Source organism: Pseudomonas sp. MN1F (assembly GCF_009391885.1).
In the GTDB taxonomy this organism is placed as follows: Bacteria; Pseudomonadota; Gammaproteobacteria; order Pseudomonadales; family Pseudomonadaceae; genus Aquipseudomonas.
The window spans coordinates 53558-77573 of sequence record NZ_VZII01000058.1 but is presented as its reverse complement, the minus strand read 5'-3'; the positions used below and the strand labels follow the sequence as shown (position 1 = coordinate 77573).

Here is a 24016-nt window from a genome sequence, read left to right as displayed (position 1 = left end):
AGAGCTGCAAAAGTTGCGCCAACTTGCCATCAGCTCGCCGAAACGCGCTCATGCTCGCCACGATAGAAGCACTGCACTTCCAGATATTCCTGGTCGATGCGGTTGATCAGGTCTTCAATGCCATACAGCGGTCGCACCCTCACCCGCTCTTCCAGCTGCTGGCACAACTGCGCAAGGCCGACAGCACCCATGTTGCTGCTGCTGCCCTTGAAGCTGTGCGCGGCCATGCCGAGCTCATCGGCGCTCTTGGCCTCATGCAGCTGGCTCAGGCGCCGCTCGGAGTCTTCCAGAAAGGTTTCCAGCAGTTGCAGGTAGCCATCTTCCATGACCTCCTGCAAGTCGCTGAGTACCTTGTGGTCAATATGCATGTCAGTCACTTGCTCACTCCTTGATCAAGCCGGATTATGCCTGAGCCGCCCTGCGGCCCTCCAGACACATCACCAATCGAACAGCACCCGCGCGCAGCGGCCGCCTTCGCACCACTGGGCCTGGCTGCCAAGCCGCTGCACCAGGTGCAACCCGCGCCCGCTCAACGCCTGCTCCACGGACGGACGCGACAACACACGCTGCACATCGAACCCTGCGCCACTGTCGCGGACCTCGATGGTAAGACGCCCGCCCGCCGCCAAGGGTTCCACCTTCAGGTCGATGCGCACGAAGCCTTCGACCAACGTCACCAGGCGCCGGGCCCGTTCCTGATAGTAGTCGGCAAAACCCTGCACATCACGTTTGAGCTGTGAATCAAGGCCCAGCACACCATGCTCCAGGGCATTGGAATACAGCTCACTGAGCACGCTGTGCAAGGCGCCAGTGCGCGGCCGCAGACCATGGATTTCCTGCAACAACTGCACCAGATAAGGCACCGGGTTGAATCGCTTGAGGCTTTCGCCACGCAATTCGAACCCCAGCGCCCAGTCCAGCGGGCTGGAGCGCCCACTGTCGGAATACAGCGTCGGCGCAGGCACCCGCTCTTCGCCACTGAACATGCGAATGTCGCACAGACTGATGTCATCCCGAGGTCGCCCGCCAAAACGCGCCAGGGCCTGCATCACCTCATCGAACAGCTGCACCGGGTCACGATTGGCGGCCAGCACCTCGCGCAAGCGCTCGACACCGAACAGGCGCTCCTGCTCGTCCGCGGTATCGACCACGCCATCGGACAGCAGCAACAGGCGCTCCCCCGCCGCCAGCGGCAACACTTCGGTGCTGTCATCGAAGCGCTCCGGCGCCAGGATCCCCAGCGGCAGGTGACGCGAACCCAGGCAGTCAAGCACGTCGCCGTCGGCCGACAGCCGGTAGCCGTCCGGCATGCCACCATTCCACACTTCCACCGCGCCGCGCTGCACACTCAGGTTGAGCAGCAGCGCGCAGCAGAACATGTCCACCGGCAGGATGCGTTTGAGCTTGGCGTTCATCTCGCGGAGCATCTGTGCCAGGCCGTAGCCCTTCGCGGTCATGCCATAGAACACTTCCGCCAGCGGCATCGCGCCGACTGCGGCTGGCAAGCCATGGCCGGTGAAATCGCCCAGCAGCACATGCATATCGCCGGACGGCGTGAAGGCTGCCAGCAGCAGGTCGCCATTGAACAGCGCATAGGGTGACTGCAAGTAACGGATGTTCGGCGCCGTGATGCAACCGGAATGCGCGACCTTGTCGAACACCGCCTTGGCCACTCGTTGCTCGTTGAGCAAGTGGTGATGGTGACGGGTGATCTGGTCCCGCTGCTCGAGCACGGTCGCCTGCAAGCGGCGCAGGCGGTCCATGGCGCGGATCTTGGCAGCGAGGATCACCGCACTGTAGGGCTTGGCCATGAAGTCGTCACCCCCGGCCTCCAGGCAACGCACCAGGGCATCCTCCTCGTTCAGCGAGGTCAGGAAGATGATCGGCACCAGCGCCTCGCCAGCCAGTATCTTGATCTGCCGCGCCGCCTCGAATCCATCCATCACCGGCATCAAGGCATCGAGCAACACCAGCTGCGGACGCTTCTCGGCGAACAGCGCCACGGCCTGCTCGCCATTTTCTGCGGTGTACACATGATGGCCCTGGCGGCGGACGATCTGCGCCAGCAGCATGCGGTCGACTGCACTGTCCTCGGCCACCAGTACGGTCAATGCCTGTTCGGCCGGCATCGGGGCACTCAACTGATGTCGAACAGTTTTTCGAAATTGGAAATGGCCAGGATCTTGCGCACGTCGGAGCTGGCATGTACCACACGCACGTCCGAGTCGTCACCGCCGGCATGGTCACGCAGCAACAGCAGCATGCCCAGCGCAGAGCTGTCCAGATAGGTGGCTTCCTTCAAGTCGACCACCACCGAGTCGGGCCTGTCAGGCTGGCGTTCGTAGGCATCACGGAATTCCTGATGCTTGCCGAAATCGAAGCGCCCCTTGACCTTGATCGTGAGCTTTTTCCCGTCCTGCGAAAAATCAGTCTCGACTGCCATGCTAGCGATTCCTTCGATGATGGCGAATGCAACTCTTCAAGGTTTAGCAGCCCGTGGCAGGACTATCAAGGCCAGCACTGGCTACAAATGCCCCTGCCGCGGCAAGCGCTGCGACAATTCGTCCAGCAACCGCTGCTCGCGCTTGTCTTCGGCCCGCCGCGCCTCGTCCATGTAGCGCTGCACCAGCTTGCGCAGCCCTTCCACCCGAGCATAGGCCTGCTGCCAGGTACCACGGGCATTTTTCAGGTTGTTTTCATGCCAGAGCAGGCTTTGCCGCTGCTGGGTCATGGCCGTTTCCAGCTGGGCCAGGAAGCGCTGGTAGTTGAGCAGCCAGCTGCCATTCACGCCCTGCCCGCCGCGATTGATCCACTGCGCCTGGTACCCTTCGCGGAACGATTCCAGCTCGGCCAGCTTGGCCTGGGCCTGAACCACCTGCTGCTGGAAGTGCCCCACACGCTGCGCGGCCTTGCGCTCAGCCTCTTCGGCCATGTTGACCACAGGGGCCAGGCGCGCGGCGCGTCCGGGCTGGCTCATGGCATATCAGCCCTTGGCCGGAGGCGTGAAGATCGCCCCCAGCTCGTCGCGGCTCTGGCCCATGCCGACATTCTCGTCCAGGCCCTGGCGCAGGAAGTCCACCAGCCTCGGCTGCAAGGCAATGGCCAGGTCGGTTTCCGGATCGCCGCCGGCGACATAGGCGCCAACGCTGATCAGGTCACGGCTCTGCGACAGGCGCGACCACAGTTGCTTGAATTTCTGCGCCTGACGCAGATGATCGGCATCCACCACCTGCGGCATGACCCGGCTGATCGAGGCCTCGATGTCGATGGCCGGATAATGGCCTTCCTCGGCCAGGCGCCGCGACAGCACGAAGTGACCGTCAAGCACGCCCCGCGCCGAGTCGGCGATCGGGTCCTGCTGGTCGTCGCCCTCGGACAGCACGGTGTAGAACGCGGTGATCGAGCCACCGCCAGGCTCGCCGTTACCGGCGCGCTCCACCAGCTTGGGCAGCTTGGCGAACACCGAAGGCGGGTAGCCGCGCGTGGCCGGCGGCTCGCCGATGGCCAGGGCAATTTCGCGCTGGGCCTGGGCGAAACGGGTCAGCGAGTCCATCAGCAGCAGGACGTTCTTGCCCTTGTCGCGGAAGTACTCGGCAATGCGCGTGCAATACATGGCGGCGCGCAAGCGCATCAGTGGCGCATCGTCAGCGGGCGATGCCACCACCACCGAGCGCTTGAGCCCCTCTTCGCCGAGGATGTGCTCGATGAATTCCTTGACTTCGCGGCCCCGCTCACCAATCAGGCCGACCACGATGATGTCCGCTTCGGTAAAGCGGGTCATCATGCCCAGCAACACCGATTTACCCACACCGGTACCGGCGAACAGGCCCAGGCGCTGGCCGCGGCCGACGGTGAGCAGGCCGTTGATGCTGCGAATGCCCACGTCCAGCGGCTTGCTGATCGGGTCACGGTTGAGCGGGTTGATGACCGGGCCATCCATCGGCACCCAGTCTTCGGCACGCATGCCGCCCTTGCCGTCGAGGGCGCGCCCGGCACCATCGAGCACCCGGCCAAGCATGCTCATGCCCATGGGCAGGCGGCCACTGTCATCCAGCGGCACCACGCGCGCACCCGGCGCGATGCCGGCAATGCTGCCCACCGGCATCAGGAAGACCTTGTTGCCGGCAAAGCCCATCACCTCGGCCTCGACCTGCACCGGGTGGTAGCTGTCGTCGTTGATCACCAGGCAACGCCCGCCTACTGCGGCGCGCAAACCTTCGGCTTCAAGGGTGAGGCCGACCATGCGCAACAGGCGGCCTTCGACCACCGGCTGCACCGGCAGCTCGATCGCCTGGGCGTAGCCGCCCAGGCGCTTGCCGAAGCTGGTGCGGTCAAGGCGCATCGCGGGCGTCCAGTTCAACCGACAGGTCCGCTGCCGCCGGGTGCAGGGCCTGATCGTGCAGTTGGTCGAACAGTTGCGCCACGGCTTTCTCGATGCGGGTTTCCATGGTCGCGTCGATGCGGCTGTGCAGCGTCTCGATGCGGCAGCCGCCTGGCAGCAGGGCTTCGTCTTCGAGCAGCTTCCAGCTCTCCTCATGGCGTTCGCGCAGGGCCTTGGCCAGCTCGAAGTCCTGCGGGTTGAGGTGGATGCGGATGTTGTCGGCGCCCATCGGCAGCAGCTTCAGCGCCTCGCGCAGCACCTGGGTGATCTGGCTGGAGTCGCTGCGCAGTTCACGGCCGATAACCTGGCGCGCCATGTGCGCAACCAGATGCACCATGCTTCGTTCGATCTGCGTGTCCTGCTCGGCGATCGGCTCCAGCAAATGCCCCATCAGCTGCTCCAGGCTGGCCAGCTTGACAGCGAGCGCTTCTTCGGCCTCCTGGCGCACCTTCAGCTGGGTGCTGTGGAAGCCCTCACGCTCGCCGGTGGCGAAGCCTTCGTTGTAGGCCTCCTGGCGGATCGCTTCGAGCTCTTCGAGGGTCAGCGGCTGGACTTCTTCCAGCGGCACCTCCTCGACTTCTTCCTCGATGACTTGCGGCTCTGGCTCGGGTTCTGGCTCAGGCTCCGGGTCGAAGCTGGGCAGCGCCCAGACATCGACACCCTCGAGGTCGCGGGCACGGATCAGGTCGCTGGGATGGGATTCTTTGGTGGGCATCAGCAAGCCTACAGTTGAAAGCTGGACTAGCTGCAAGCTTCAAGCTGCAAGCCTCAAGAAAAAGCAGGCCAAGCAAGGGCTGCTTTTTCTTGTCGCTTGTAGCTTGAAGCTTGCCGCTTAAATCATTTCCTCGGCACCCTTGCCGCCGAGCACGATCTCGCCGGCCTCGGCCATGCGGCGGGCGATGGTGAGGATTTCCTTCTGCGCCGTCTCCACGTCGCTGACGCGAACCGGGCCCTTGGCCTCAAGGTCATCACGCAGCAGTTCGGACGCACGCTTGGACATGTTCTTGAAGATCTTGTCCTTGACCCGCTCGTCGGCGCCCTTGAGCGACACCACCAGCACGTCGGATGAAACTTCGCGCAGCAGCGCCTGGATGCCGCGGTCGTCGACATCGGCCAGGTTGTTGAAGACGAACATCAAGTCTTCGATCTGCTCCGACAGGTCGCTGTCGATTTCGCGAATCGCGTCCATCAGCGCACCTTCCACCGAGCTGTCGAGGAAGTTCATGATGTCGGCGGCGCGCTTGATGCCGCCCAGGGTGGTGCGCGCGGCGTTGGAGTTGCCCGAGAACTGCTTCTCGAGAATCTGGTTCAGCTCCTTGAGCGCCGCCGGCTGCACGGTATTGAGCGACGACACGCGCAGGACGATGTCCAGGCGCACCTTGTGGTCGAAGTTGCTCAGCACTTCACCGGCCTGGTCGGGATCGAGGTAGGCGACCACGATGGCCTGGATCTGCGGGTGCTCGTAACGGATCACATCGGCCACGGCACGTGGCTCCATCCACTTGAGGCTGTCCAGGCCGCTGGTGTTGCCACCGAGCAGGATGCGGTCGACCAGGCCGTTGGCCTTGTCCTCGCCCAGGGCCTGGTTGAGCATCTTGCGGATGTAGGCGTCAGAGCCCACGCCCAGGCTGGTCTGGTCGCCGACAATCTCGACGAACTCGCTCATCACCTGCTCGACCTGCTCGCGGTGCACGGTGCCCATCTGCGCCATCGCCACACCCACCCGCTGCACTTCCTTCGGGCCCATGTGCCGCAGCACTTGCGCAGCATCGGTCTCACCGAGCGACAGCAGCAGGATCGCGGCCTTGTCGACACGGCTCAGCTTGGCGGTAATGGCTCGATTGTCACTCATCGGCGTTGATCCACTCTTTGACGACCTGGGCTACGCGGCCCGGGTCTTCGGCCACCAGGCCTTTGATTGCGTTGAGCTGTGCTTCGTAACCCTCGGTCGGGCTCGGCAACAGAATGCTTGACGGGCCACCGAGGCTGACACGGTCGCTGGCCAGTTCGCCATCCAGACCGATCATCCCGCCCAGTTCCATGTCGCTGTCCGTAGCAGCCTGCTTGCCGCCACCGGTGATGTTGTTGAGGACCGGACGCAGCACACCGAACACCAGCACCAGGATGAACAGCACGCCCAGCACCTGCTTGACGATGTCCCAGAACCACGGTTGCTGGTAGAACGCGATATCGGCGATCTCTTCGCCACGGTCGGCGGCGAACGGCACGTTGATCACGGTCACACTGTCGCCACGGCTGGCATCGAAGCCCACAGCGTCCTGCACCAGGCGAGTGAAGCGCGCCAGGTCTTCGGCACCCCATGGGGCACGGCTGGTTTCACCATTGGCATCCACCTTGACCTGGTCGTCGACCACTACCGCCACCGACAGGCGGGTCAGGCGACCTTGCTGCTGGCGGGTGTGGCTGATCGAGCGGTCCAGTTCGAAGTTCTTGGTGGTCTGCTCACGCTTGTCCGACGGGTATGGCGCCAGCATCGGCTGGCCAGTGGCCGGGTCCATGATCTGCTGGCCATTGGCATCCACCAGCGGCTGACCAGGCTGGATGGCAGCGGCCGCCCCGGCTGCGCCCCCGGTGGTTTGCGGCGCCGACGCCGGGCCTGGCGGCTGGTTGCTCAGCGCACCCGGTACACCTTGCGGGCCCTGGCTGCTGGCGCGCTGCTCATTGACCGCCTGCTCGCTGCGCAGCGCCGGCTGGTCCGGGTTGAACTGCTCGGAGGTCGACTCGACCGCACTGAAGTCCAGATCGGCGGACACCTCGGCCTTGTAGCGATCATTGCCCAGCACCGGCTGCAGGATGTTATGCACACGCTGGGTGAGCATGCCTTCCATGCGGCGGCTGTAGTCGAACTGCTTGCCGGCCATGGTCAGCGCGGTGTCCTGCAACTGCTCGGAGAGCAGGTTGCCGCGCTGGTCGACCACGGTGACTTGCGACTTGTCCAGCTCGGGCACACTGGTGGCGACCAGGTTGACGATGGCCATGACCTGGCCCGCTTCCAGCGAACGGCCCGGGTACAGCTCGACCAGCACCGAAGCGCTTGGCTTGCGCTCGTCACGCACGAACACCGAGCTTTTCGGGATCGCCAGGTGCACGCGCGCAGCCTTGACGTTGTTCAGGCTGGAAACGGTTCGCGCCAGCTCGCCTTCCAGGCTGCGGCGATAACGGGTGGCTTCCATGAACTGGCTGGTGCCCAGCCCCTGTTCCTTATCGAGCAGTTCGAAGCCGACATTGCCATCGCTCGGCGCCACGCCGGCAGCCGCCAGTTTCAGGCGCGCACGGGAGAGGTCGTCGGCCTTGACCAGCAGAGCACCGGAGTTGGGCTCGACGTGATAGGGAATATCGGCAGAGGCCAGGGTGTCCATGACCTGCTTGGTGTCCATGCCGGCCAGGCTGCCGTACAGCGGCCGGTAATCCGGCTGCTGCGACCACAGCACCACGGCGAAGCCGATCGCCACGCTCGCCGCCAACCCGACCAGCAGGCCGACCTGACGCAGCATGGGCATCTGCGAGATGTTTTCCAGGAACGCCATGTTGAAACGCGCTGGCTTGGAACCTGGCGCACCGCTCTTGGCGGGGGCGTTATCGACGACTGCTTCAGCCATGACTTACTTCCGTCCTCAAACCGGCATCTGCATGATGTCCTGGTACGCCTGGACCAGCTTGTTGCGTACCTGAGTCAACGCCTGCATGGACACGCTGGCTTTCTGCGAGGCGATCATCACGTCAGTCAGGTCGACGCCGCTCTTGCCGATCTCGAAGGCATTGGCGAGCTGGGTCGACGCCTGCTGGGTCTGGTTGACCTTGCCGATGGCCTGGCCAAGCATGTCGGCGAAGCTGCTTTGACCAGGCGCCAGCTCGGGGGCAGCGGTGGTTTTGGGCAGTGACATGGCATCGGCCTGCATGGCCCGCATGTCCAACATCAGACGATTGAATTCAACACCTTGGCTCATGACCTTCTCTCTCCGGCGGCCGCATTTTTTTGACACTCATGCGGCGGATAGCCCTGAACTAGCAACTCATGTGCCAGCACGCAGCGCAAAGATATAAATGACTGTTTCAGCCGAACAGGCTGGCTTCAACATCGAGCCCGGCATCACGCATCTGCGCGAGCTTATAGCGCAAGGTACGCGGGCTGATGCCCAGTTTTTCGGCCGCTTCCTTGCGCCGACCGCGCTCGGCGCGCAGGGTGTCGATGATCATCTGGAACTCATGGCGACGCATGTCGTCGCCCAAGCCACCTGAGTTCATCGCCACATCCGCCGGCAGTGGCGATACAGTGGCCACCACGCCTGCCGACAATGGAATGGCGCCTGCCAGACAGAAATCCGCCGCTTCAATCACTCCGCCCTGCTGCAGGATCAACGCCCGCTGCAAGGCGTTGTCCAGCTCGCGCACGTTGCCCGGCCAGGCATGCGCCTGCAGGCAGGCACGCGCCTCGGCAGACAGCCGTACCGGCGCGTGCTTCATCTTCGCCACGTGGCGCGCCAGCAAGCGCTCGGCCAGCGGCAGGATATCGCCAGCACGCTCGCGCAACGGCTGCCAGGCCAGCGGGAATACCGAAAGGCGGTAGTACAGGTCTTCACGGAAGCGCCCCGCCGCCACTTCACCTGCCATGTCGCGGTTGCTGGTAGCCAGCACCCGGATGTCCAGGGCGATCGGCTTACGCCCACCCACCCGCTCCACTTCACGCTCCTGCAACACGCGCAACAACTTGGCCTGCAGGCCAAGGGGCATCTCGGAGATCTCGTCGAGCAGCAAGGTGCCGCCCTCAGCCTGCTCGAACTTGCCGGCCTGGGCAGCGATGGCACCGGTGAAGGCCCCCTTTTCGTGGCCGAACAGCGTGGCCTCGAGCATGTTGTCCGGAATCGCCGCACAGTTGATCGCCACGAATGGCTGCGCCGCCCGCGGCGACTGCTGATGGATATAGCGCGCCAGCACTTCCTTGCCGGTCCCCGACTCACCAGAGATGAGCACGGTCGAGTCGCTGCGAGCCACGCGCGCAGCCAACTCCAGCAGGTGCCGGCTGGCGGCCTCGCATGCCACCGGCCCCTCGTTGTCGGTCGCTGTCAGGCGCCCGGCGGCGTGGCGCTCGACCAGGCTCAGCAACGCCTTGGGCTCGAACGGCTTGACCAGGTAATCCGCAGCCCCCTGGCGCATGGCCTCCACGGCGCGCTCGACGGCCGCGTGGGCGGTCATCAGCAACACCGGCAACTGTGGATGGTGCCGTCGCAGTTGGGCCAGCAATTCATGCCCATCCATACCCGGCATGTTCACGTCGCTGACCACCAGGCTGTAAGCCTCGCCCAGCACTGCCTCCAGCGCCTCCTCGGCACTGCCGACCGCATCGAAGGCAAACCCGCCGATCTCCAGGGTATCGCCCAGCGCCTGGCGCAAAACGCGGTCATCCTCGACCAGCAGCACCTTGATTGCCATTACACGACCTCCGCTGCCTGCCCGTCGATCAGCGGCAGCTCAACCTTTACACAGGTGCCACGCCCGACTTTCGAGCGCAGCTGAAGCTTGCCCTGGTGCGCACGCACCACGGCCTTGACCACCGCCAGCCCAAGCCCGGTGCCAGTGGCCTTGGTGGTCAGGAAGGGTTCACCCAAGCGTCCCAGCAGATCGGCATCGATACCGCTGCCGGCATCGCTGATATTCAGGTGCAGGGTGTATTCACGACGGAACAGGTGCACCTTGAGCCGCGCCGGGCTGTCACTGGCCTGCAAGGCGTTCTCGATCAGGTTGAGCAAGGCACCGACCAGGGTGTCGCGATTGCACAGCAACTCACCCAGATGGCTGTCGCACTGCCAGCGCACCGCATGCCCTTGCACATGGGGCTGGGCAGCTTGCTGGAGGGCCTGGAACAGGCCCTTCGGGGTCAGCCGATCCCCCAGCGGCAGCTCGCCACGGGCAAACACCAGCATGTCGCGCACCTGGTGTTCCAGTTCGTGCAGGCGCTCCTTGAGGCTAGCGGCAAAGCGCTGGCGGGTTTCTGGCGCAAGCTCACGCTCGCTGTCGGCCAGGTGGCTGGCATAGAGCATGGCCGCCGACAGCGGCGTGCGGATCTGATGCGCCAGCGAGGCGACCATGCGCCCCAGCGAAGACAGGCGCTCATGCCGGGCCAGCTGATCCTGCAGGCGACGGGTTTCAGTCAGGTCGTTGAGCAACACCAGCTGGCCAGGTTCGGCGTCCAGCGAGCGGGTAGCAATGGACAGGCGTCGGCCATCACGCAGCGAGACTTCATGGCCGTCGTCCTTGCGCGGGGCGAAGCTGCGGGCGATGACCTGGCGCCACAGCTGGCCGACCAGAGGCTCGCCGAGCAATTCGCAGGCTGCCGGATTGGCTTCACGCACCAGGCCTTGGTCGTCGATCACGATCACTCCGCCCGGCAACAGGTCGAGCAGGTTCTGCAGGCGGTTGGCCAGGCGCTCCTTCTCGTTCAGCTCGACCATGCGCTGCTGGCCGACCACCGCCAGCTCGCCCTTGAGCTCGCTGACACGGGCTTCGAGCATGCCGTAGGACTGGTTGAGCTGGCTGGATACCTGATCGAACAGGGCGAATGCCTGCTCCAGCCCCTGTCGACTCTCCTGTTCGACCGGGGTACGCCCCTGCGGATCAGGGACTCGGGAAAAGTGGGCGGCCTGGGGCATCGTGCTCTCTCGCGTGGCTGACCGTCATAAAAACGGTGTGGTGCCAGCGGTGTAGCAATAGCCGTGCCGGGGATGGGGATTTGCTTCTACAAGCCCGGCCTCTTCGCGGCGGTTCGGCGCGAAGAGGCCGGCACAGGCGGAATCAGTCTTCCGCCTGGTCCTCACCACCCTGGCGACTCATGCCGTACTTGCGCATCTTCTCGACCAGGGTGGTCCGGCGTATGCGCAAACGTTCAGCCGCGCGCGCAACGATACCGTTGGCATCGTCCAGCGCCTGCTGGATCAGGCCCTGCTCGAGGCTGCCCAGGTAGTCCTTGAGGTCCAGCCCCTCTGGCGGCAACATCGCATGGTTGCTGAAGTTCGGGGTGTGACCATTGATTGCCACGCGCTCTTCGAGGTCGCTGCGCAGGCTGTCGACCAGATGCTCGTCTTCATCATCGATGTAGCGGAACTTCTTCGGCAGCTCCGACACCCCGATCACGCCGTACGGATGCATGATCGCCATGCGCTCGACCAGGTTGGCCAGCTCGCGGACGTTGCCCGGCCAGCCGTGGCGGCACAGCGACATGATCGCCGCCGAGTTGAAGCGGATCGAACCGCGCTTCTCGTGCTCCATGCGCGAGATCAGCTCGTTCATCAGCAGCGGAATGTCTTCCACCCGCTCGCGCAATGGCGCCATCTCGATCGGGAACACATTGAGGCGGTAATACAGGTCTTCGCGGAACGTCCCGTCCTCGATCATGGTTTCGAGGTTCTTGTGGGTCGCCGCAATGATGCGCACGTCGATGCTCTGGGTCTTGTTGCTGCCCACGCGCTCGAAGGTGCGCTCCTGCAGCACGCGCAGCAGCTTGACCTGCATCGGCAGCGGCATGTCGCCGATTTCGTCGAGGAACAGGGTACCGCCGTTGGCCAGCTCGAAGCGCCCGGCACGGCTGGTGATCGCGCCGGTAAAGGCGCCCTTCTCATGGCCGAACAATTCGCTTTCCAGCAATTCGGCCGGGATCGCCCCGCAGTTGACCGGCACGAACGGCGCTTCGCGGCGCTTGGAATGGTAGTGCAGGTTGCGCGCCACCACTTCCTTGCCAGTGCCGGACTCACCGAGGATCAGCACGCTGGCGTCGGTATCGGCCACCTGCTGCATCATCTGCCGCACGTGCTGGATGGCACGGCTGGTGCCGACCAGGCTGCGGAACAGGTTGGGCTCGCGCTGACGACCGCGCTCGCGGGCCTGGTCGTACATTTCACGGTAGACCTGGGCACGGTGCAGCGAATCGAGCAGCTGGCTGTAGCTCGGCGGCATCTCGAGGTTGGACAGAACCCGACGGCGCAGCTCTTCCGGGAAGTCCGCAGAAGAAATTTCGCCAATCAGCAGAACCGGAAGGAACTCATCCCACCCAGCCACTGTCTTAAGCAACCCAAGCACAGTGCCTGGAGCATTGACGGTACCGATCAACACGCAGAGCACTTCGCGACTCGAAGACAGGCTCCCTACTGCCTGCTGCCAGTCCTGGCTGGAGCATGGGAGGTTTTCTTCGCCGAGAAAGTTCAGAACCACCGCCAGATCGCGGCGGCGGGCGCTGTCGTCATCGATCAGGAGAATCTTGGTTTCACGCCACATGCAATAGCAACTTCCCTAGTCATATCGGCGCCCCTCACAGGGCATGCTCGACATCTCCGACTGAATGGTCAGTGTTCGGACGTCTGAATTTCGAAAACAGCCACTAGTAAAGTCAAAAAAACCCATGCAGTCAAATTAATGGCGCACGGCTTTTTGCGAATCTGTGGTCAAGTGAACAGATGGTATACCTTGGCCGCGCTTTTCGCCTGACGGATTTGTGTCATCTCGTCGACTATTGATTGACGCTCGCCGCTTGCAACATCAATCAATTGCCCGTAGACCACCAGCAACCCCTCAAGACTCGAACGCACCGCAGCCTCATTGCTGAGCGCTTCGGCCAGCACATCCTCGACACAGACACGGCACGCAAGGTCAAGCTCGCCGACCGCCTGCCAGTCGCGACTGGCCAACGCCGCCAGCAACTCGTCACGGGTCTGCTCGATACGCTCGATTACCTTGCTCATACACCCCCCTACTGCGCGCCGATCGCGTCCCAGCCTTCCTTGACAGTGATCAGCAGGTCCCTGACCTCGTCGAGGATTGCCGGATCGTTCTGCATGTTGGCCTCGCTCAGGCGGCGCGTCATGTACAGATAGAGGCTGTCGAGACGGTTGAGCTCGTCGGTCATGTTGTCGCGGTCCAGGCCTTCACGCAGCCCGCCGATGATGCCGATGGCCTTGCCGATGGCGATACCCTTGCCGGCGATGTCCTTGCGCTGCATCGCACCATGGGCCTGCGCAATGCGGTCCAGGCCGCCTTCCATCAACATCTGCACCAGACGATAAGGGCTCGCCTCGGAGGTCTGCGCCTGGGCGCCAATCTTCTGGTACTGCCGAAGGGCTAACATTGGATTCATGGGGTACCTCGTCACTACGGGGTTGCTGTATGACCGGGCTATCGGCGCGGCGTCAAAAAACTTTAGGGAGAATACAAAAAGCCCGACAGAGCGTCACGCGCTGTCGGGCTTTTGGCACTGGAGCACAGCGCCATGGCTGTGCCCGCACTATGCATCACGCCCCGTCAGGAGTTCTTCTGCTGGGCGGACATGGCTTCGAAGATCGACAGCACACTGTCTCGCTGCGAGTTCAACTGCCCCACCAGGGTGTCCATGGTGTTGTACTTCTTGGTCAGCGAGGCTTCCAGGTCCTTGATGCGCGCATCCAGGGAGCTCTGCTCCAGGCTCAGGCTCTTCTTGGTCGCTTCGAGCGACTTGCTACGCTCATCCAGCACACCACCGGTCGCAGAGAACGGCTCCATGGCCTTGCTCATGCGATCGAGCAGGCCGCCATCACCATTGAACAGGTTCTGGACTTCGCCACCCAGCTTCTGATCATTGATCGCCTTGGTGAACTTGGTGCTGTCGAACTCCAGCAGGCCAGTTCCCTGGACGGTGTTGATACCCAGCTGCGAGAGCACGCTGAGCTGCCCTGAGCCATTGCTACCCGGCACCACCAGCTCGTTGCGCAGCGCCGTCAGCATGCTGCGCACTGCAGGGTCACCCGACAGCGCCGGGGTGTTCCAGGTGCCATCTGCAGCCTTGGTCGACACACTGACGTTGTTGATGGTGCCGACCAGGGCGTTGTAGGCATCGACGAAAGACTGCACCGACTTCTTCAGGCCGTCGGTGTTCGCTGTGACGGTGATGGACACCGGCGACAGGGCTTCGGTCTTGGACAGCAACTCGAAGGTCATGCCGCTGATAGCATTATCGACCTTGTTCGATTTGCTGGTGAGCTTCATGCCGTCGATGTCGAACTCGGCATCCATGGCCAGGTCACCGATGCGGCCAGCACCTCCGGCATCGGTCATCTGTGTCGAAGGATCGATGGTCAACACGCCCGAAACGGTGATGTCCGAATCCTTGCCCATGGTCTCGGAGCTCAGCACCAGGCGCGAACCGGTACCGTCGTTGACGATGTTGGCAGTAAAGCCCTTGGACGTGGCCTGGGCGTTGATCGCGTCGCGGGTCTGCTGCAGCGTGGCGTTGGCCGGGATGGTGACATCGAGGCTGGTACCATTCTGGGTAAGCGTCAGCGTACCGCCACTGGCGGATACCACCGAACTGCTGTCGGTATAGCGCTGGCTGGCCACACGCGAGGCCGTTGCCAGCTGCGAAACCTGAACCGAGTAGTTGCCGTTGACTGCCGTGCTGCCGGCAGTGGCCTTGACATACTTGTCATTGGAAGTGGCAGCCACAGAACCGATGAACGCAGGGTTGGCGCTGTCATTGAGCTTGTCCATCGCAGTCTTGTAGGCAGCCAGCGCACTTTTCAGGCTACCTACCGCCGAGATCGAGGCCGTGTTTGCCGACGTGCGACGATCGAGCTGCCCCTGCTTGGGGGTTTTCTCAGCATTAACCAGGGCCTTCACAATGGCCGTAGTATCGAGACCGGAACCCAGCCCCAAACTCGGTAGAATTGGACTTGCCATTACATCCTCCTTTTCTGGTTGACGCCGAAAAACCGGGATGCCTCAGCGACACCCGCGCAACCGTTCAAATGACCTGCGGGCCGTCAGGCTTTCTCATCGAAGAGCAGACTATTGACGTCATGCAGGCTGCGAGCCAGCTCCAGCGCGGTTTCCGACGGAATCTGTCGGATCACTTCCCCGCTGTCGCGGGCAACGACCTTGACGACCCACGTACCGGTGGAATCATCCACCGAAAATTCCAGGTTGCGCTGCAACGACTGGACAAAATCCTGTATTTCCTTGACGGCCGAATGCAACTCGACCTCGCTCTTGGGAGCGTCTTCCTGCGATGCCTTGCGGGCTTGCCCGGAGGCCTTGTCAGCCGAGTCATCCTTCTGGATGCTGGCGACTACCGATGACATCTGATACGACGGGCTCGACTTGACGCTTATGTCCATCGCACTTCACCTCTGAAAGTAAAAAGCGAGAGAGTGCGCATGCACCCCCTCGCCGAACTTCATCGCACTATTACTGAAGCAGCTTCAGTACGGCGGATGGCAGCTGGTTGGCCTGGGCCAGAACTGCGGTCGAAGCTTGCTGCAGGGTCTGCTGCTTGGTCAGCTGAGCGGTTTCTGCGGCGAAGTCGGTGTCCTGAACACGGCCCATGGCGGCAGCCGAGTTCTCGTTCATGCTCTGCAGGTTGTTGATGGTCGACTGGAAGCGGTTCTGGATGGCACCCAGGTCCGACTTCTTGTTGTCAACGGTTTGCAGGGCGGCGTCGATCGCGGTGATGGCACCGTCAACAGCGGTGTGAACGGCGGAGTCCGAAGTACCCGAGATCGCCAGGGTGCCGGTGCCGACAGCCAGGGTCGAAGCGGCGAACGACGAAGTCATGGTAACGCTCAGGATCTGGCTGGTGCCAGTCATCGCGCCAACCTGGAACTCCATGGTGCCAGCGGAACCGTTCAGCAGCTGCTTGCTGGTGCCGTAGGTGGTGGACGAAGCGATACGAGTGATCTCGTCCGACTTGGCCGCGAATTCTTTGTTCAGCGCTGCGCGTTCAGTGGTGCCGTTGGAGTCGTTACGTGCCTGCAGGGCCAGTTCACGCATACGCTGCAGGATGTTGGTGATTTCCGACAGCGCGCCTTCAGCGGTCTGGGTGATCGAGTTACCGTCGTTGGCGTTCTTGATCGCAACGGTGGTACCGGTGACCATGGTCTGCAGCTTGTTGGCGATCTGCTGGCCGGCGGCGTCGTCTTTGGCGCTGTTGATACGCAGGCCGGAAGACAGACGGGTCATCGAGGTGCTCAGCGAGTCGGAAGCTTTGTTCAGGTTCTTCTGCACGCCCAGCGAAGTGGTGTTGGTGTTTACGGTTAATGCCATGACGAATTCCTCGTTGGATGGATACTGCGGCTTCCGGCCCTGGCGTCCGCCGGGTGTGGCCTAGAGAACCTTCGTAATGGTTATCGTCAGGTTTGCAAGTTGCTTTAGGGGTTTTCCAAAAAAAAATGCCATCACCGCGCCACCCCTTGCAAACCGGGCCTTGCAGCCCTGCCCTGCGGCGCGACAGCCGCAAGCGGAATGTGACGCTCGTCACACTTCAGGGCAAAGGGGCCTGTTCGATCAGGTGCAGCAGTTCGTATTCGAGGTAGTCGGCCAGTGCCAACCAGTCCTGGCGTTGCTGCGCATCAAGCATGGCCTGAAGGACCACCGCCCCCGCCTGGGGTTCGACCAGCGACAACACACCGTCGAACAGCTCGACCATGCGCAGCGCCCCCTGCACATCCCGCCCCAGACGGAACAGCGCGGCGCACTCGCGGGCCGCAGCACAGTGCCTGGCAGCATTCATGGGCAGAACTCCGGGTCGTAGGTGGTGCCAGCGATCAGCGCGCCGGCCCGGCTGGTGTTATGGAAGCGCACCTCGGGATGCTGCGCGATAAAGCGCTCCAGTTCGATCAGATAACCACGGAAGTTCAATTGGGTACGCACACGCTGGCCATTGCCATCCAGCACCCAGTGACGTGCTGCCGAGACCACCGGGCCGAGCACCCCATCATCCCAGCCGGTGTGGGTGCGGTCGCCAGGAAAGGCGAAATCGGCACCGAACAGCGTGATTGTGCCGGCCCCCATCTTCACCGCCAGGTCCGTCGCCGGGTGAATCACGCTGCCGCCCACGAACAGTTCGGCACGCGGTATCGCTTCACGCACCTGGGCATACAGCGCACTGCCGGAATAGGCGCTGTAGCGCGGCCCGCGCCAGCTGCCGAGCAACTCGACATCCAGCATCGGCATGTACACCAGGGTGGTTGCCGCCGAATCATCCGGCGGCAAGTGATGGATGCGGATCTTGTGGTCGACGCTGACCACGATGTCCGGCTGGATGCCAGCGCGCAGCAGTGGCAGGTATGCGGTGTCGACGCAGATGAACAGCGGCCGCTCGGCCTGCGCACGAACCCTTGCCAGGGCCGGCAGGTGCCCGGCCAGGCTCGGCCCCGTGGCAATCACGTAGCAGTCACGCCCCGCCTGGGTCGCGAACAGCCCAGCCACATCAGGATCCTGTCGCAGCAGCGGCAAGCTGTCTTCAAGCAGCTGCTGCAGGCGCGGGTCGGCCACATCGAAGGCACGGTTGTTGTCTGCCAGGTGAGCTTCGCTGATCAGCCGATCGCGAATCTTCGCATTGAAGTCATCGGCCAGCACCAGCTCCGACGGCAAGGCGAAGAACGGCAGGGCGATTTCCCCACTGTCGCCAGCGTAGGCCAGCTCGACCCGGGGGTCGGCCAGCCAGTCGGACTGATCGAGCAGTTGCAGCACCAGCTGAAACAGGGCGCCATTGAGCAGGTACACGCGAAGCCGTACAAGCCCTGGCCGCTCCAGCAGCACGCGCTGCAGATCGCCCAGGCCGGCGCCATAGAGGTGAAGTGTGGAACTGTCTGCAGGCAGGCTCTGCGCCTGCAGGCGCGCTTCTGCGAGACGGTCGTGGCGGCTGGTGAGCTGGATGCCGGAGACGCTCAGGGTCGACCCCAGGCCTTCCACCAGATCGACCTCGAGGGCCTCGCCTGCCTCGCCCTGCAGGCGCTCCAGCAGCGCCGGCCAGCGGCGCTGCAGCACTTGCGCGTTACGCTGGAAAAACTCGCTCATGGGTTGAGCTTCCCTTACCTGCGAAACGCCGAAGGTTAACCTAATGGCGGCAGTTATTCAGCCTTGTAGAGAATCGCCGAGCCCCACGACAGGCCGACGCCGAAGCCGCTGATGGCCACACGCTTCCAGCTGCCGTCGAACATGTGCTTCTGCAACAGCAGCGGAACACTGGACGATACGGTATTGCCAGTCTCCAGCATGTCCTTGACGAATTTGTCGGCCTGGGATTTTTCCGGGTCTTCCTCGAAGCGCCGCGCCACGGCATCGACGATCGCCGCGCTGCCCTGGTGGATGCAGAAGGCATCGATATCCTTGTTCTCCAGGCCCGACTCGCCCAGCAGCTCATGCAGGTGCGCCGGCACCTTGATCAGGGCGAAATTGAACACCTGACGGCCGTTCATGTAGAACTCGCCATCGGTCACCTTGAGGTGCGGTGCGCCAGCGCCATCGGTGCCGAACTTCGACTTGCCCAGCTGCCAGGTGGCATCTTCACCCATCCAGGTGGCGGTGGCGGCATCGCCGAACAGCATGGTGGTATTGCGGTCTTCGGGGTTGACGATCTTGGAATACGGGTCAGCCGTCACCAGCAGGCCGTTCTTCAGGCCCGTGGCCTCCATGAAGCCCTTGAGCGCATAGATGCCATAGACGTAGCCGGAGCAACCCAGGGAAATGTCGAAAGCCGCGACGTGGGTCGGCAGGCCGAGCTTGTGCTGGACGATGGCTGCGGTGTGCGGCAGGCCTTCCTCGTCGCCATTCTGGGTAACCACGATCAGCGCATCGATCGACTCGCGCTTGAGTTGCGGGTTGGCAGCGAACAGGTTGTTGACCGCCTCCACGCACAGATCGGAAGTTTCCTGCTCAGCATCCTTGCGCGGCAGGAAGCTCGCGCCGATCTTGCCGAACATGAACTCTTCGTCCTTGCCGAATTTCGCGCCTTGCACATAGTTGTCCAGGCCGGAAGCGGGCACATAGCTCGCGATGCTTTTAATGCCGATCATCATGGCTTCCCAAAAAAAAACAGCTCGATACCGCCGCCCGGATGACTCGAGCAGCGCCAGAATAACGGGATCTGCTGCCGGGTGGACCGGGCAGCAGGCGGAGCAGGCAAGCGACGGTTTGCGCGCCAGCCCCATTAACGGTTACAGAGGGAGATGCCCGCTCTGACCGATAGGTCACGAATATTTCGAGACAATCGCACATTTTGCCCAGATGCGTCACCTCGACTTTGCGCTGGTAGCCCCGCGTTCTGGGAAGCAAACCCCGATCGGGGCGTGCCTCAGTCGAGCAGCGACCAGTCCAGTGCCGTACCACGCTTGAGCGGCTGGCGGGCCTTGCGCCCTAGTACCGCATCGAGATGCCGTGGCGCCAGCCCCAGGCCCGGACGGATGGCGCGCACATTGCTGCGGTCGAAGACCTCGCCGGCAGCCATGTCGCGCACCACGTACAGCGAGCGACGGAAGCGTCGCGAAGCCTGCTCGGCCTGGGTTGCGCCGTAGTGCACCTGCCCCAGCGCCTGCCAACCGCGCTCGGTTTCCTGCACCAGCGCGGCCATTTCCCCCGGCTCCAGGGAGAACGCCGCATCCACGCCACCTTCGCTACGGTCGAGCGTGAAGTGCTTTTCCACGACCGTAGCCCCCAGGGCCACCGCTGCCACGGCCACACCGACACCCAGCGAGTGATCGGACAACCCGACCTGGCAACCGAACAGTTCGCGCATGTGCGGGATGGTCAGCACGTTGCTGTTGTGCGGGCTCGCCGGGTAGGTGCTGGTGCACTTGAGCAGCACCAGGTCGCGACACCCCGCCTCCCGCGCCGCCTGAACGGTGCGCTCGAGTTCCGCCAGGCTGGCCATGCCCGTGGAGATGATCAGTGGCTTGCCGGTGGCCGCCACTTTGCGGATCAGCGGCAGGTCGGTGTTCTCGAAGCTGGCGATCTTGTAGGCCGGCACATCCAGGCTTTCCAGGAAGTCCACCGAGGTTTCGTCAAAGGGCGTGGAAAACGCCAGCATGCCCAGTTCACGGGCCCGCTCGAAGATCGGTCGATGCCATTCCCAGGGGGTATGGGCCTTCTGGTAAAGCGCGTAGAGCGACGACCCCTGCCAGAGGCTGTCCGGGTCGGCGATGAAGAACTCGCCATGGGCGAGATCCAGGGTCATGGTGTCGGCGGTGTAGGTCTGCAACTTCAGTGCATGGGCACCGGCAGCAGCGGCAGCCTCGACGATCTCCAGGGCGCGCGCCAGCGATTGGTTGTGATTGCCGCTCATCTCCGCGATCACCAGCGGTGGCTGGTCCGCGCCGACAAGGCGATGGCCGATGTTGAAACTGTGCATGGGCTACTCCTGGAAAACCCGCTCGAACGAGCACGGCGACTGCACGAAACCGGCACCCGCGAATAATTGCAATGACGCCTGATTGTCCGGTAGCACCTGGGCCTCGATCGCCAGCAGGTCCGGCCATCGCTGGCGTGCACAAGCCTCGCCCCGGGCGAGCAGCGCCCTGCCCCAGCCCAGCCCGAAACGCCCCGCGAAGAGGTACAGCGACACCCGTGCACGCTGCCCCGGCAAGCGGTCGTAGCGCACGCTGCCGACCGGCCCGTCGGCGCTCTCGGCGATCAACAGCAGCCGCTGCCGGTCGGCCAGGGTCGCAGCCAGCCAGGCTTGATGTTCGGGCCAGTGCAGCGCTTGCCCCTGCTGCGAACGACGCCGTACTTCCGGCGCGTCACGCCCGTCGAACAACAGCCGTGCATCTTCAGTACGGGCCGGGCGCAGCACCAGGTGCTCGCCCAGCAGGGCCACCGCCACGCGCTGCGCACCGCGGCCATCGACGAGAGAACGACTGCGCTCGGCGAAACTCTGGCGCAGCCCCTGATTACCCAGCAGCAAGGCGATCGCCTGGCGCAGCGCCGGCACGTCGACCTGTTCGGCATCGCCCAGGTAGAGGTGCATGCCCGCCCGGGCCATGGCTTCGGCAGCGCCCCGCTGGTTGTCCGCCACGCTCACGCACAGGCTCGGCAAGCCCAGCGCGGCGCGCTCCCAGGTGGTGCCGCCGGCGGCGCCGATGAACAGGTCTGCCGCCGCCATCCGCGCCGGCATGTCATCGACATAGTCATGCAGCTCCCAGCCCTCCCGCCCGGCGCACAGCCGGACCAACTCTTCGCCCTGGGCGCTGCCGAGCCCGGCGATGCAGGTCACCTGCAGCCCCTCCAGCCCGGCCAGCGCCTGCAAGGTGCGCGGCAGCATGCCTGCCACGTCGAAACCACCAAAGCTGACCAGCACCCGTCGCGCCTGCGGCGGCGGGGTAATTGCCGGGCCCTGGAAGGCAGGCCGGACCAGCGCATAGCGTGGCCCCAGCAAACGCCGACAGGCCGCTGTCAGGCGGGTTGCGTAACGCGCCTCGCTGGCGCCGAAATTCTGATCCAGCAGCAGGTCGGCCGCGTGATCACGGTCGGCCAGGTCATCGATCACTGCGATACGCCGGGCGAATGCCCGGGCAGCCTGCTCCCAGCGCGCATCCAGGGCGTAATGATCGACGATCACCCAGTCGAACCCGGCATTCGCCGGCAACACGGCGCGCAGCGCGGCGATGTCCGCCGCCCAGTGCTCGATGCCCGGCAAATGCTTGGGTTGCCGCCAGGCAAAGACCTCGAACCCCGCCTGCTCGATGGCAACCCGGCGGTGGCCGTCAAGCAGGCAACAGGCAAAACTGACCTGCGCCCCCTGTGCACGCAGCGCCTGTGCCAATGTCAGGCAACGCGCCGTGTGACCAATCCCGATGGACGAGGACGCGTCAGCCCGGATCAGCACCTTCATGAGTCCAGCTCCCCTCCGGCCTTGAGCGCTGCGTACAGGTACTGCGCGCGCAGCCAGTCGTCCTCGGTGTCGATGTCCTGCACCAGGTGCCGGGGGATGATCACTGGCAAGCTGCGCTCGGAATAAAGGACCTCGTTCTGCAACCAGGCCTCCACCCGCCCCCAGTAGAACTGGCCGGCATCCTGGTAGGCCGGCGCCAGGTCCTGCGAGCGGGTCTCGCGGAACTGCGGATTCAGGGGCACTAACGCCCCCTCGGCATCCAGGGTCAGCGCCCGCTGGACAGGGAAGCCGAAACCGCTCACCGAAAAGGCGAAAGCGCGCTCAGGGTGCTGGCGCAGCAGCGCCAGCCCCTCGTGCAGGAAACGCTGCTGCAGGAAAGGCGCAGTGGCATAGATGCAACAGGCATGGGTCAGCACCTGGCCCTGGCGGGTCAGCACCTCCAGGGCGTGGCTGACCACCGCATGGGTGGTCGCATGGTCGTCAGCCAGGTGCGCGGGGCGACGAAACGGCACCTGCGCACCATGCTCCCGAGCCACCGCTTCGATATCCGCATCGTCCGTGCTGACCACCACCTGATCGAACAAGCCACTGGCGAGTGCCGCACGAATCGAGTGGACAATGATCGGCAGCCCGGCAAAGTTCTTGAGGTTCTTGCTCGGGATCCGTTTGCTGCCACCACGGGCCGGAATGATCGCGACGTTGTTTTCCCTGCGCTCAGTCATGTCAGCAACCCGCGCAGGCTGTCGACCACATGATCCTGCTGTGCCTCGCTCAGGCCCGGATACATCGGCAGGCTCAAGGCGCCTGCGTAATAGCCCTCGGCCAGCGGGAAGTCCCCTGGCTTGAATCCCAGCTCGCGATAATAGGGCTGCAAGTGGATGGGAATGTAATGCAGATTGACCCCGACCCCAGCAGTCCGCATCCCGTCGAAGACCTCCCGGTGCGAGCGCCGTATGCGATCGACCTGCAGGCGTACCACGAACAGGTGCCAGGCGGATTCTGCCTCCGGCTGAGGTGCCTGAAGACTTAACGGCAGGTCGGCGAGCAATGTCCGGTAGCGGGCCGCCAACGCGCGACGACGATCAAGAAAATCATCCAACCGCGCCAGCTGGGAAAGCCCCAAGGCTGCCTGCAGATCGGTGATACGGTAGTTGAACCCCAGTTCGAGTTGCTGGTAGTACCAGGCTCCATGGCTCTCTTCGGTCATCTGGCCGGAGTCGCGGGTCACCCCGTGACTGCGCAGTAAGCGCAGGCGCTGGGCCAGGTCGGCACGGTGGGTGAGGACCATGCCGCCTTCGGCCGAGGTAATGATTTTCACCGGGTGAAAGCTGAACACCGTCATGTCGGCGAACTCGCCACTGCCGACCTCCACCCCTGCGTAGCGCGCGCCGATCGCGTGGGCAGCGTCCTCGATCAAGGTGAAACCATACTGGCGGGACAACGCCTTGATCGAACGCATGTCGGCGCTTTGCCCGGCGAACGCCACCGCGACCACTACCTTGGGCAGGCGACCTTGTCGGGCGGCCTGTTCGAGTTTCAGCGCAAGCGCTTCGGCGTCAAGGGTCCAGGTACGCGGGTCGATGTCGACGAAATCGACGCTGGCCCCGCAGTAACGGCCACAGTTTGCCGAGGCGACGAAACTGATGGGAGACGTCCACAGCCAGTCACCACTCCCCAGCCCCGCAGCCAGGCAAGCCAGGTGCAAACCCGCGGTAGCATTGCACACCGCCACTGCGTAGCCTGCACCGCAGCGCTGGGCAATGGCCTGCTCGAAACGCTCGACCAGCGGCCCCTGGGTCAACCAGTCGGACTGCAACACCTCGACGACCGCACTGATATCAGACTGGTCGATGCTCTGTCGGGCATATGGAATCACGCCAGCATCCCTGTGTGCAGGACGGGTGGCTGGCCCTTGGTGCGGAAGGTGAAAATGGACTTGTCGTCGAACATACGTCGATCCTAGGGGCAGCGCCATCGACTGGCGACGGCACCCG

General features: G+C 63.7%; 24 protein-coding genes. All 24 read right to left on the bottom strand.

All coding sequences use genetic code 11. From position 1 onward, the window contains the following. Positions 1–29 precede the first annotated feature (29 nt). Positions 30–377 (bottom strand): Hpt domain-containing protein, encoded by a 348-nt coding sequence (locus F6X59_RS25330; protein ID WP_346652306.1) that lies wholly within the window; start codon positions 375–377, stop codon positions 30–32. A gap of 60 nt (positions 378–437) precedes the next feature. Then, positions 438–2129, bottom strand: a complete 1692-nt coding sequence (locus tag F6X59_RS25325; protein WP_152958848.1) for a fused response regulator/phosphatase — start codon at positions 2127–2129, stop codon at positions 438–440. Between the two features lie 8 nt (positions 2130–2137). Then, the gene (locus tag F6X59_RS25320; protein WP_152958847.1) at positions 2138–2443 is read right to left on the bottom strand and encodes an STAS domain-containing protein; all 306 of its coding nucleotides are present in this window, start codon (positions 2441–2443) and stop codon (positions 2138–2140) included. A gap of 81 nt (positions 2444–2524) precedes the next feature. After that, complete coding sequence (gene fliJ, locus F6X59_RS25315; RefSeq protein WP_152958846.1) at positions 2525–2977, bottom strand: flagellar export protein FliJ; 453 nt, start codon at positions 2975–2977, stop codon at positions 2525–2527. A 6-nt stretch (positions 2978–2983) separates the two neighbouring features. Further along, entirely contained in the window at positions 2984–4342 is a 1359-nt protein-coding gene (fliI, locus tag F6X59_RS25310) for a flagellar protein export ATPase FliI (protein ID WP_152958845.1), read from the bottom strand. After that, positions 4332–5096 carry a flagellar assembly protein FliH gene (fliH, locus tag F6X59_RS25305; RefSeq protein ID WP_152958844.1) on the bottom strand — a complete coding sequence of 255 codons (765 nt, stop codon included), beginning with the start codon at positions 5094–5096 and terminating at the stop codon, positions 4332–4334. The genes fliI and fliH overlap by 11 nt, the downstream gene beginning before the upstream one ends. Before the next feature lie 117 nt (positions 5097–5213). Continuing rightward, complete coding sequence (gene fliG, locus F6X59_RS25300; protein WP_054887156.1) at positions 5214–6233, bottom strand: flagellar motor switch protein FliG; 1020 nt, start codon at positions 6231–6233, stop codon at positions 5214–5216. Beyond that, on the bottom strand, positions 6226–8001 hold the full coding sequence (fliF, locus tag F6X59_RS25295) for a flagellar basal-body MS-ring/collar protein FliF (protein WP_152958843.1): 1776 nt from the start codon (positions 7999–8001) through the stop codon (positions 6226–6228). The genes fliG and fliF overlap by 8 nt, the downstream gene beginning before the upstream one ends. Before the next feature lie 15 nt (positions 8002–8016). Further along, positions 8017–8349, bottom strand: coding sequence for a flagellar hook-basal body complex protein FliE (gene fliE / locus F6X59_RS25290; protein ID WP_152958842.1), 333 nt, complete (start codon positions 8347–8349; stop codon positions 8017–8019). Positions 8350–8455: 106 nt separating this feature from the next. After that, positions 8456–9832: a sigma-54 dependent transcriptional regulator gene (locus F6X59_RS25285; protein WP_152958841.1), complete on the bottom strand. Its 1377-nt coding sequence runs from the start codon at positions 9830–9832 to the stop codon at positions 8456–8458. Next, the gene (locus F6X59_RS25280; protein ID WP_152958840.1) at positions 9832–11049 is read right to left on the bottom strand and encodes a PAS domain-containing sensor histidine kinase; all 1218 of its coding nucleotides are present in this window, start codon (positions 11047–11049) and stop codon (positions 9832–9834) included. Before F6X59_RS25280 ends, F6X59_RS25285 begins: the two co-directional genes overlap by 1 nt. Positions 11050–11191: 142 nt before the next feature. After that, positions 11192–12667, bottom strand: a complete 1476-nt coding sequence (fleQ, locus tag F6X59_RS25275) for a transcriptional regulator FleQ (RefSeq protein WP_152958839.1) — start codon at positions 12665–12667, stop codon at positions 11192–11194. Positions 12668–12834: 167 nt separating this feature from the next. Continuing rightward, positions 12835–13131: a flagellar protein FliT gene (locus tag F6X59_RS25270; RefSeq protein ID WP_152958838.1), complete on the bottom strand. Its 297-nt coding sequence runs from the start codon at positions 13129–13131 to the stop codon at positions 12835–12837. Positions 13132–13139: 8 nt separating this feature from the next. Beyond that, positions 13140–13523, bottom strand: a complete 384-nt coding sequence (fliS, locus tag F6X59_RS25265) for a flagellar export chaperone FliS (protein WP_152958837.1) — start codon at positions 13521–13523, stop codon at positions 13140–13142. 164 nt (positions 13524–13687) lie between these two features. Beyond that, positions 13688–15097, bottom strand: a complete 1410-nt coding sequence (fliD, locus tag F6X59_RS25260) for a flagellar filament capping protein FliD (RefSeq protein WP_152958836.1) — start codon at positions 15095–15097, stop codon at positions 13688–13690. Between the two features lie 83 nt (positions 15098–15180). Beyond that, positions 15181–15534: a flagellar protein FlaG gene (locus F6X59_RS25255; protein WP_152958835.1), complete on the bottom strand. Its 354-nt coding sequence runs from the start codon at positions 15532–15534 to the stop codon at positions 15181–15183. Positions 15535–15604: 70 nt separating this feature from the next. Further along, a complete protein-coding gene (locus tag F6X59_RS25250; protein ID WP_152958834.1) occupies positions 15605–16459 on the bottom strand; it encodes a flagellin domain-containing protein in 855 nt (284 codons plus the stop codon). Between the two features lie 217 nt (positions 16460–16676). Next, on the bottom strand, positions 16677–16925 hold the full coding sequence (locus tag F6X59_RS25245; RefSeq protein ID WP_152958833.1) for a hypothetical protein: 249 nt from the start codon (positions 16923–16925) through the stop codon (positions 16677–16679). Next, positions 16922–18214 carry a motility associated factor glycosyltransferase family protein gene (locus F6X59_RS25240; protein WP_152958832.1) on the bottom strand — a complete coding sequence of 431 codons (1293 nt, stop codon included), beginning with the start codon at positions 18212–18214 and terminating at the stop codon, positions 16922–16924. The genes F6X59_RS25245 and F6X59_RS25240 overlap by 4 nt, the downstream gene beginning before the upstream one ends. Positions 18215–18267: 53 nt before the next feature. Continuing rightward, a complete protein-coding gene (locus F6X59_RS25235; protein WP_152958831.1) occupies positions 18268–19212 on the bottom strand; it encodes a ketoacyl-ACP synthase III in 945 nt (314 codons plus the stop codon). A gap of 278 nt (positions 19213–19490) precedes the next feature. Continuing rightward, the gene (gene pseI, locus F6X59_RS25230) at positions 19491–20543 is read right to left on the bottom strand and encodes a pseudaminic acid synthase (protein ID WP_152958830.1); all 1053 of its coding nucleotides are present in this window, start codon (positions 20541–20543) and stop codon (positions 19491–19493) included. Positions 20544–20546: 3 nt separating this feature from the next. Next, the gene (gene pseG, locus F6X59_RS25225) at positions 20547–22022 is read right to left on the bottom strand and encodes a UDP-2,4-diacetamido-2,4,6-trideoxy-beta-L-altropyranose hydrolase (RefSeq protein WP_152958829.1); all 1476 of its coding nucleotides are present in this window, start codon (positions 22020–22022) and stop codon (positions 20547–20549) included. Continuing rightward, a complete protein-coding gene (gene pseF / locus F6X59_RS25220) occupies positions 22019–22744 on the bottom strand; it encodes a pseudaminic acid cytidylyltransferase (RefSeq protein ID WP_152958828.1) in 726 nt (241 codons plus the stop codon). Before pseF ends, pseG begins: the two co-directional genes overlap by 4 nt. Then, a complete protein-coding gene (gene pseC / locus F6X59_RS25215) occupies positions 22741–23898 on the bottom strand; it encodes a UDP-4-amino-4,6-dideoxy-N-acetyl-beta-L-altrosamine transaminase (protein ID WP_372240530.1) in 1158 nt (385 codons plus the stop codon). Before pseC ends, pseF begins: the two co-directional genes overlap by 4 nt. Positions 23899–24016 lie beyond the last annotated feature (118 nt).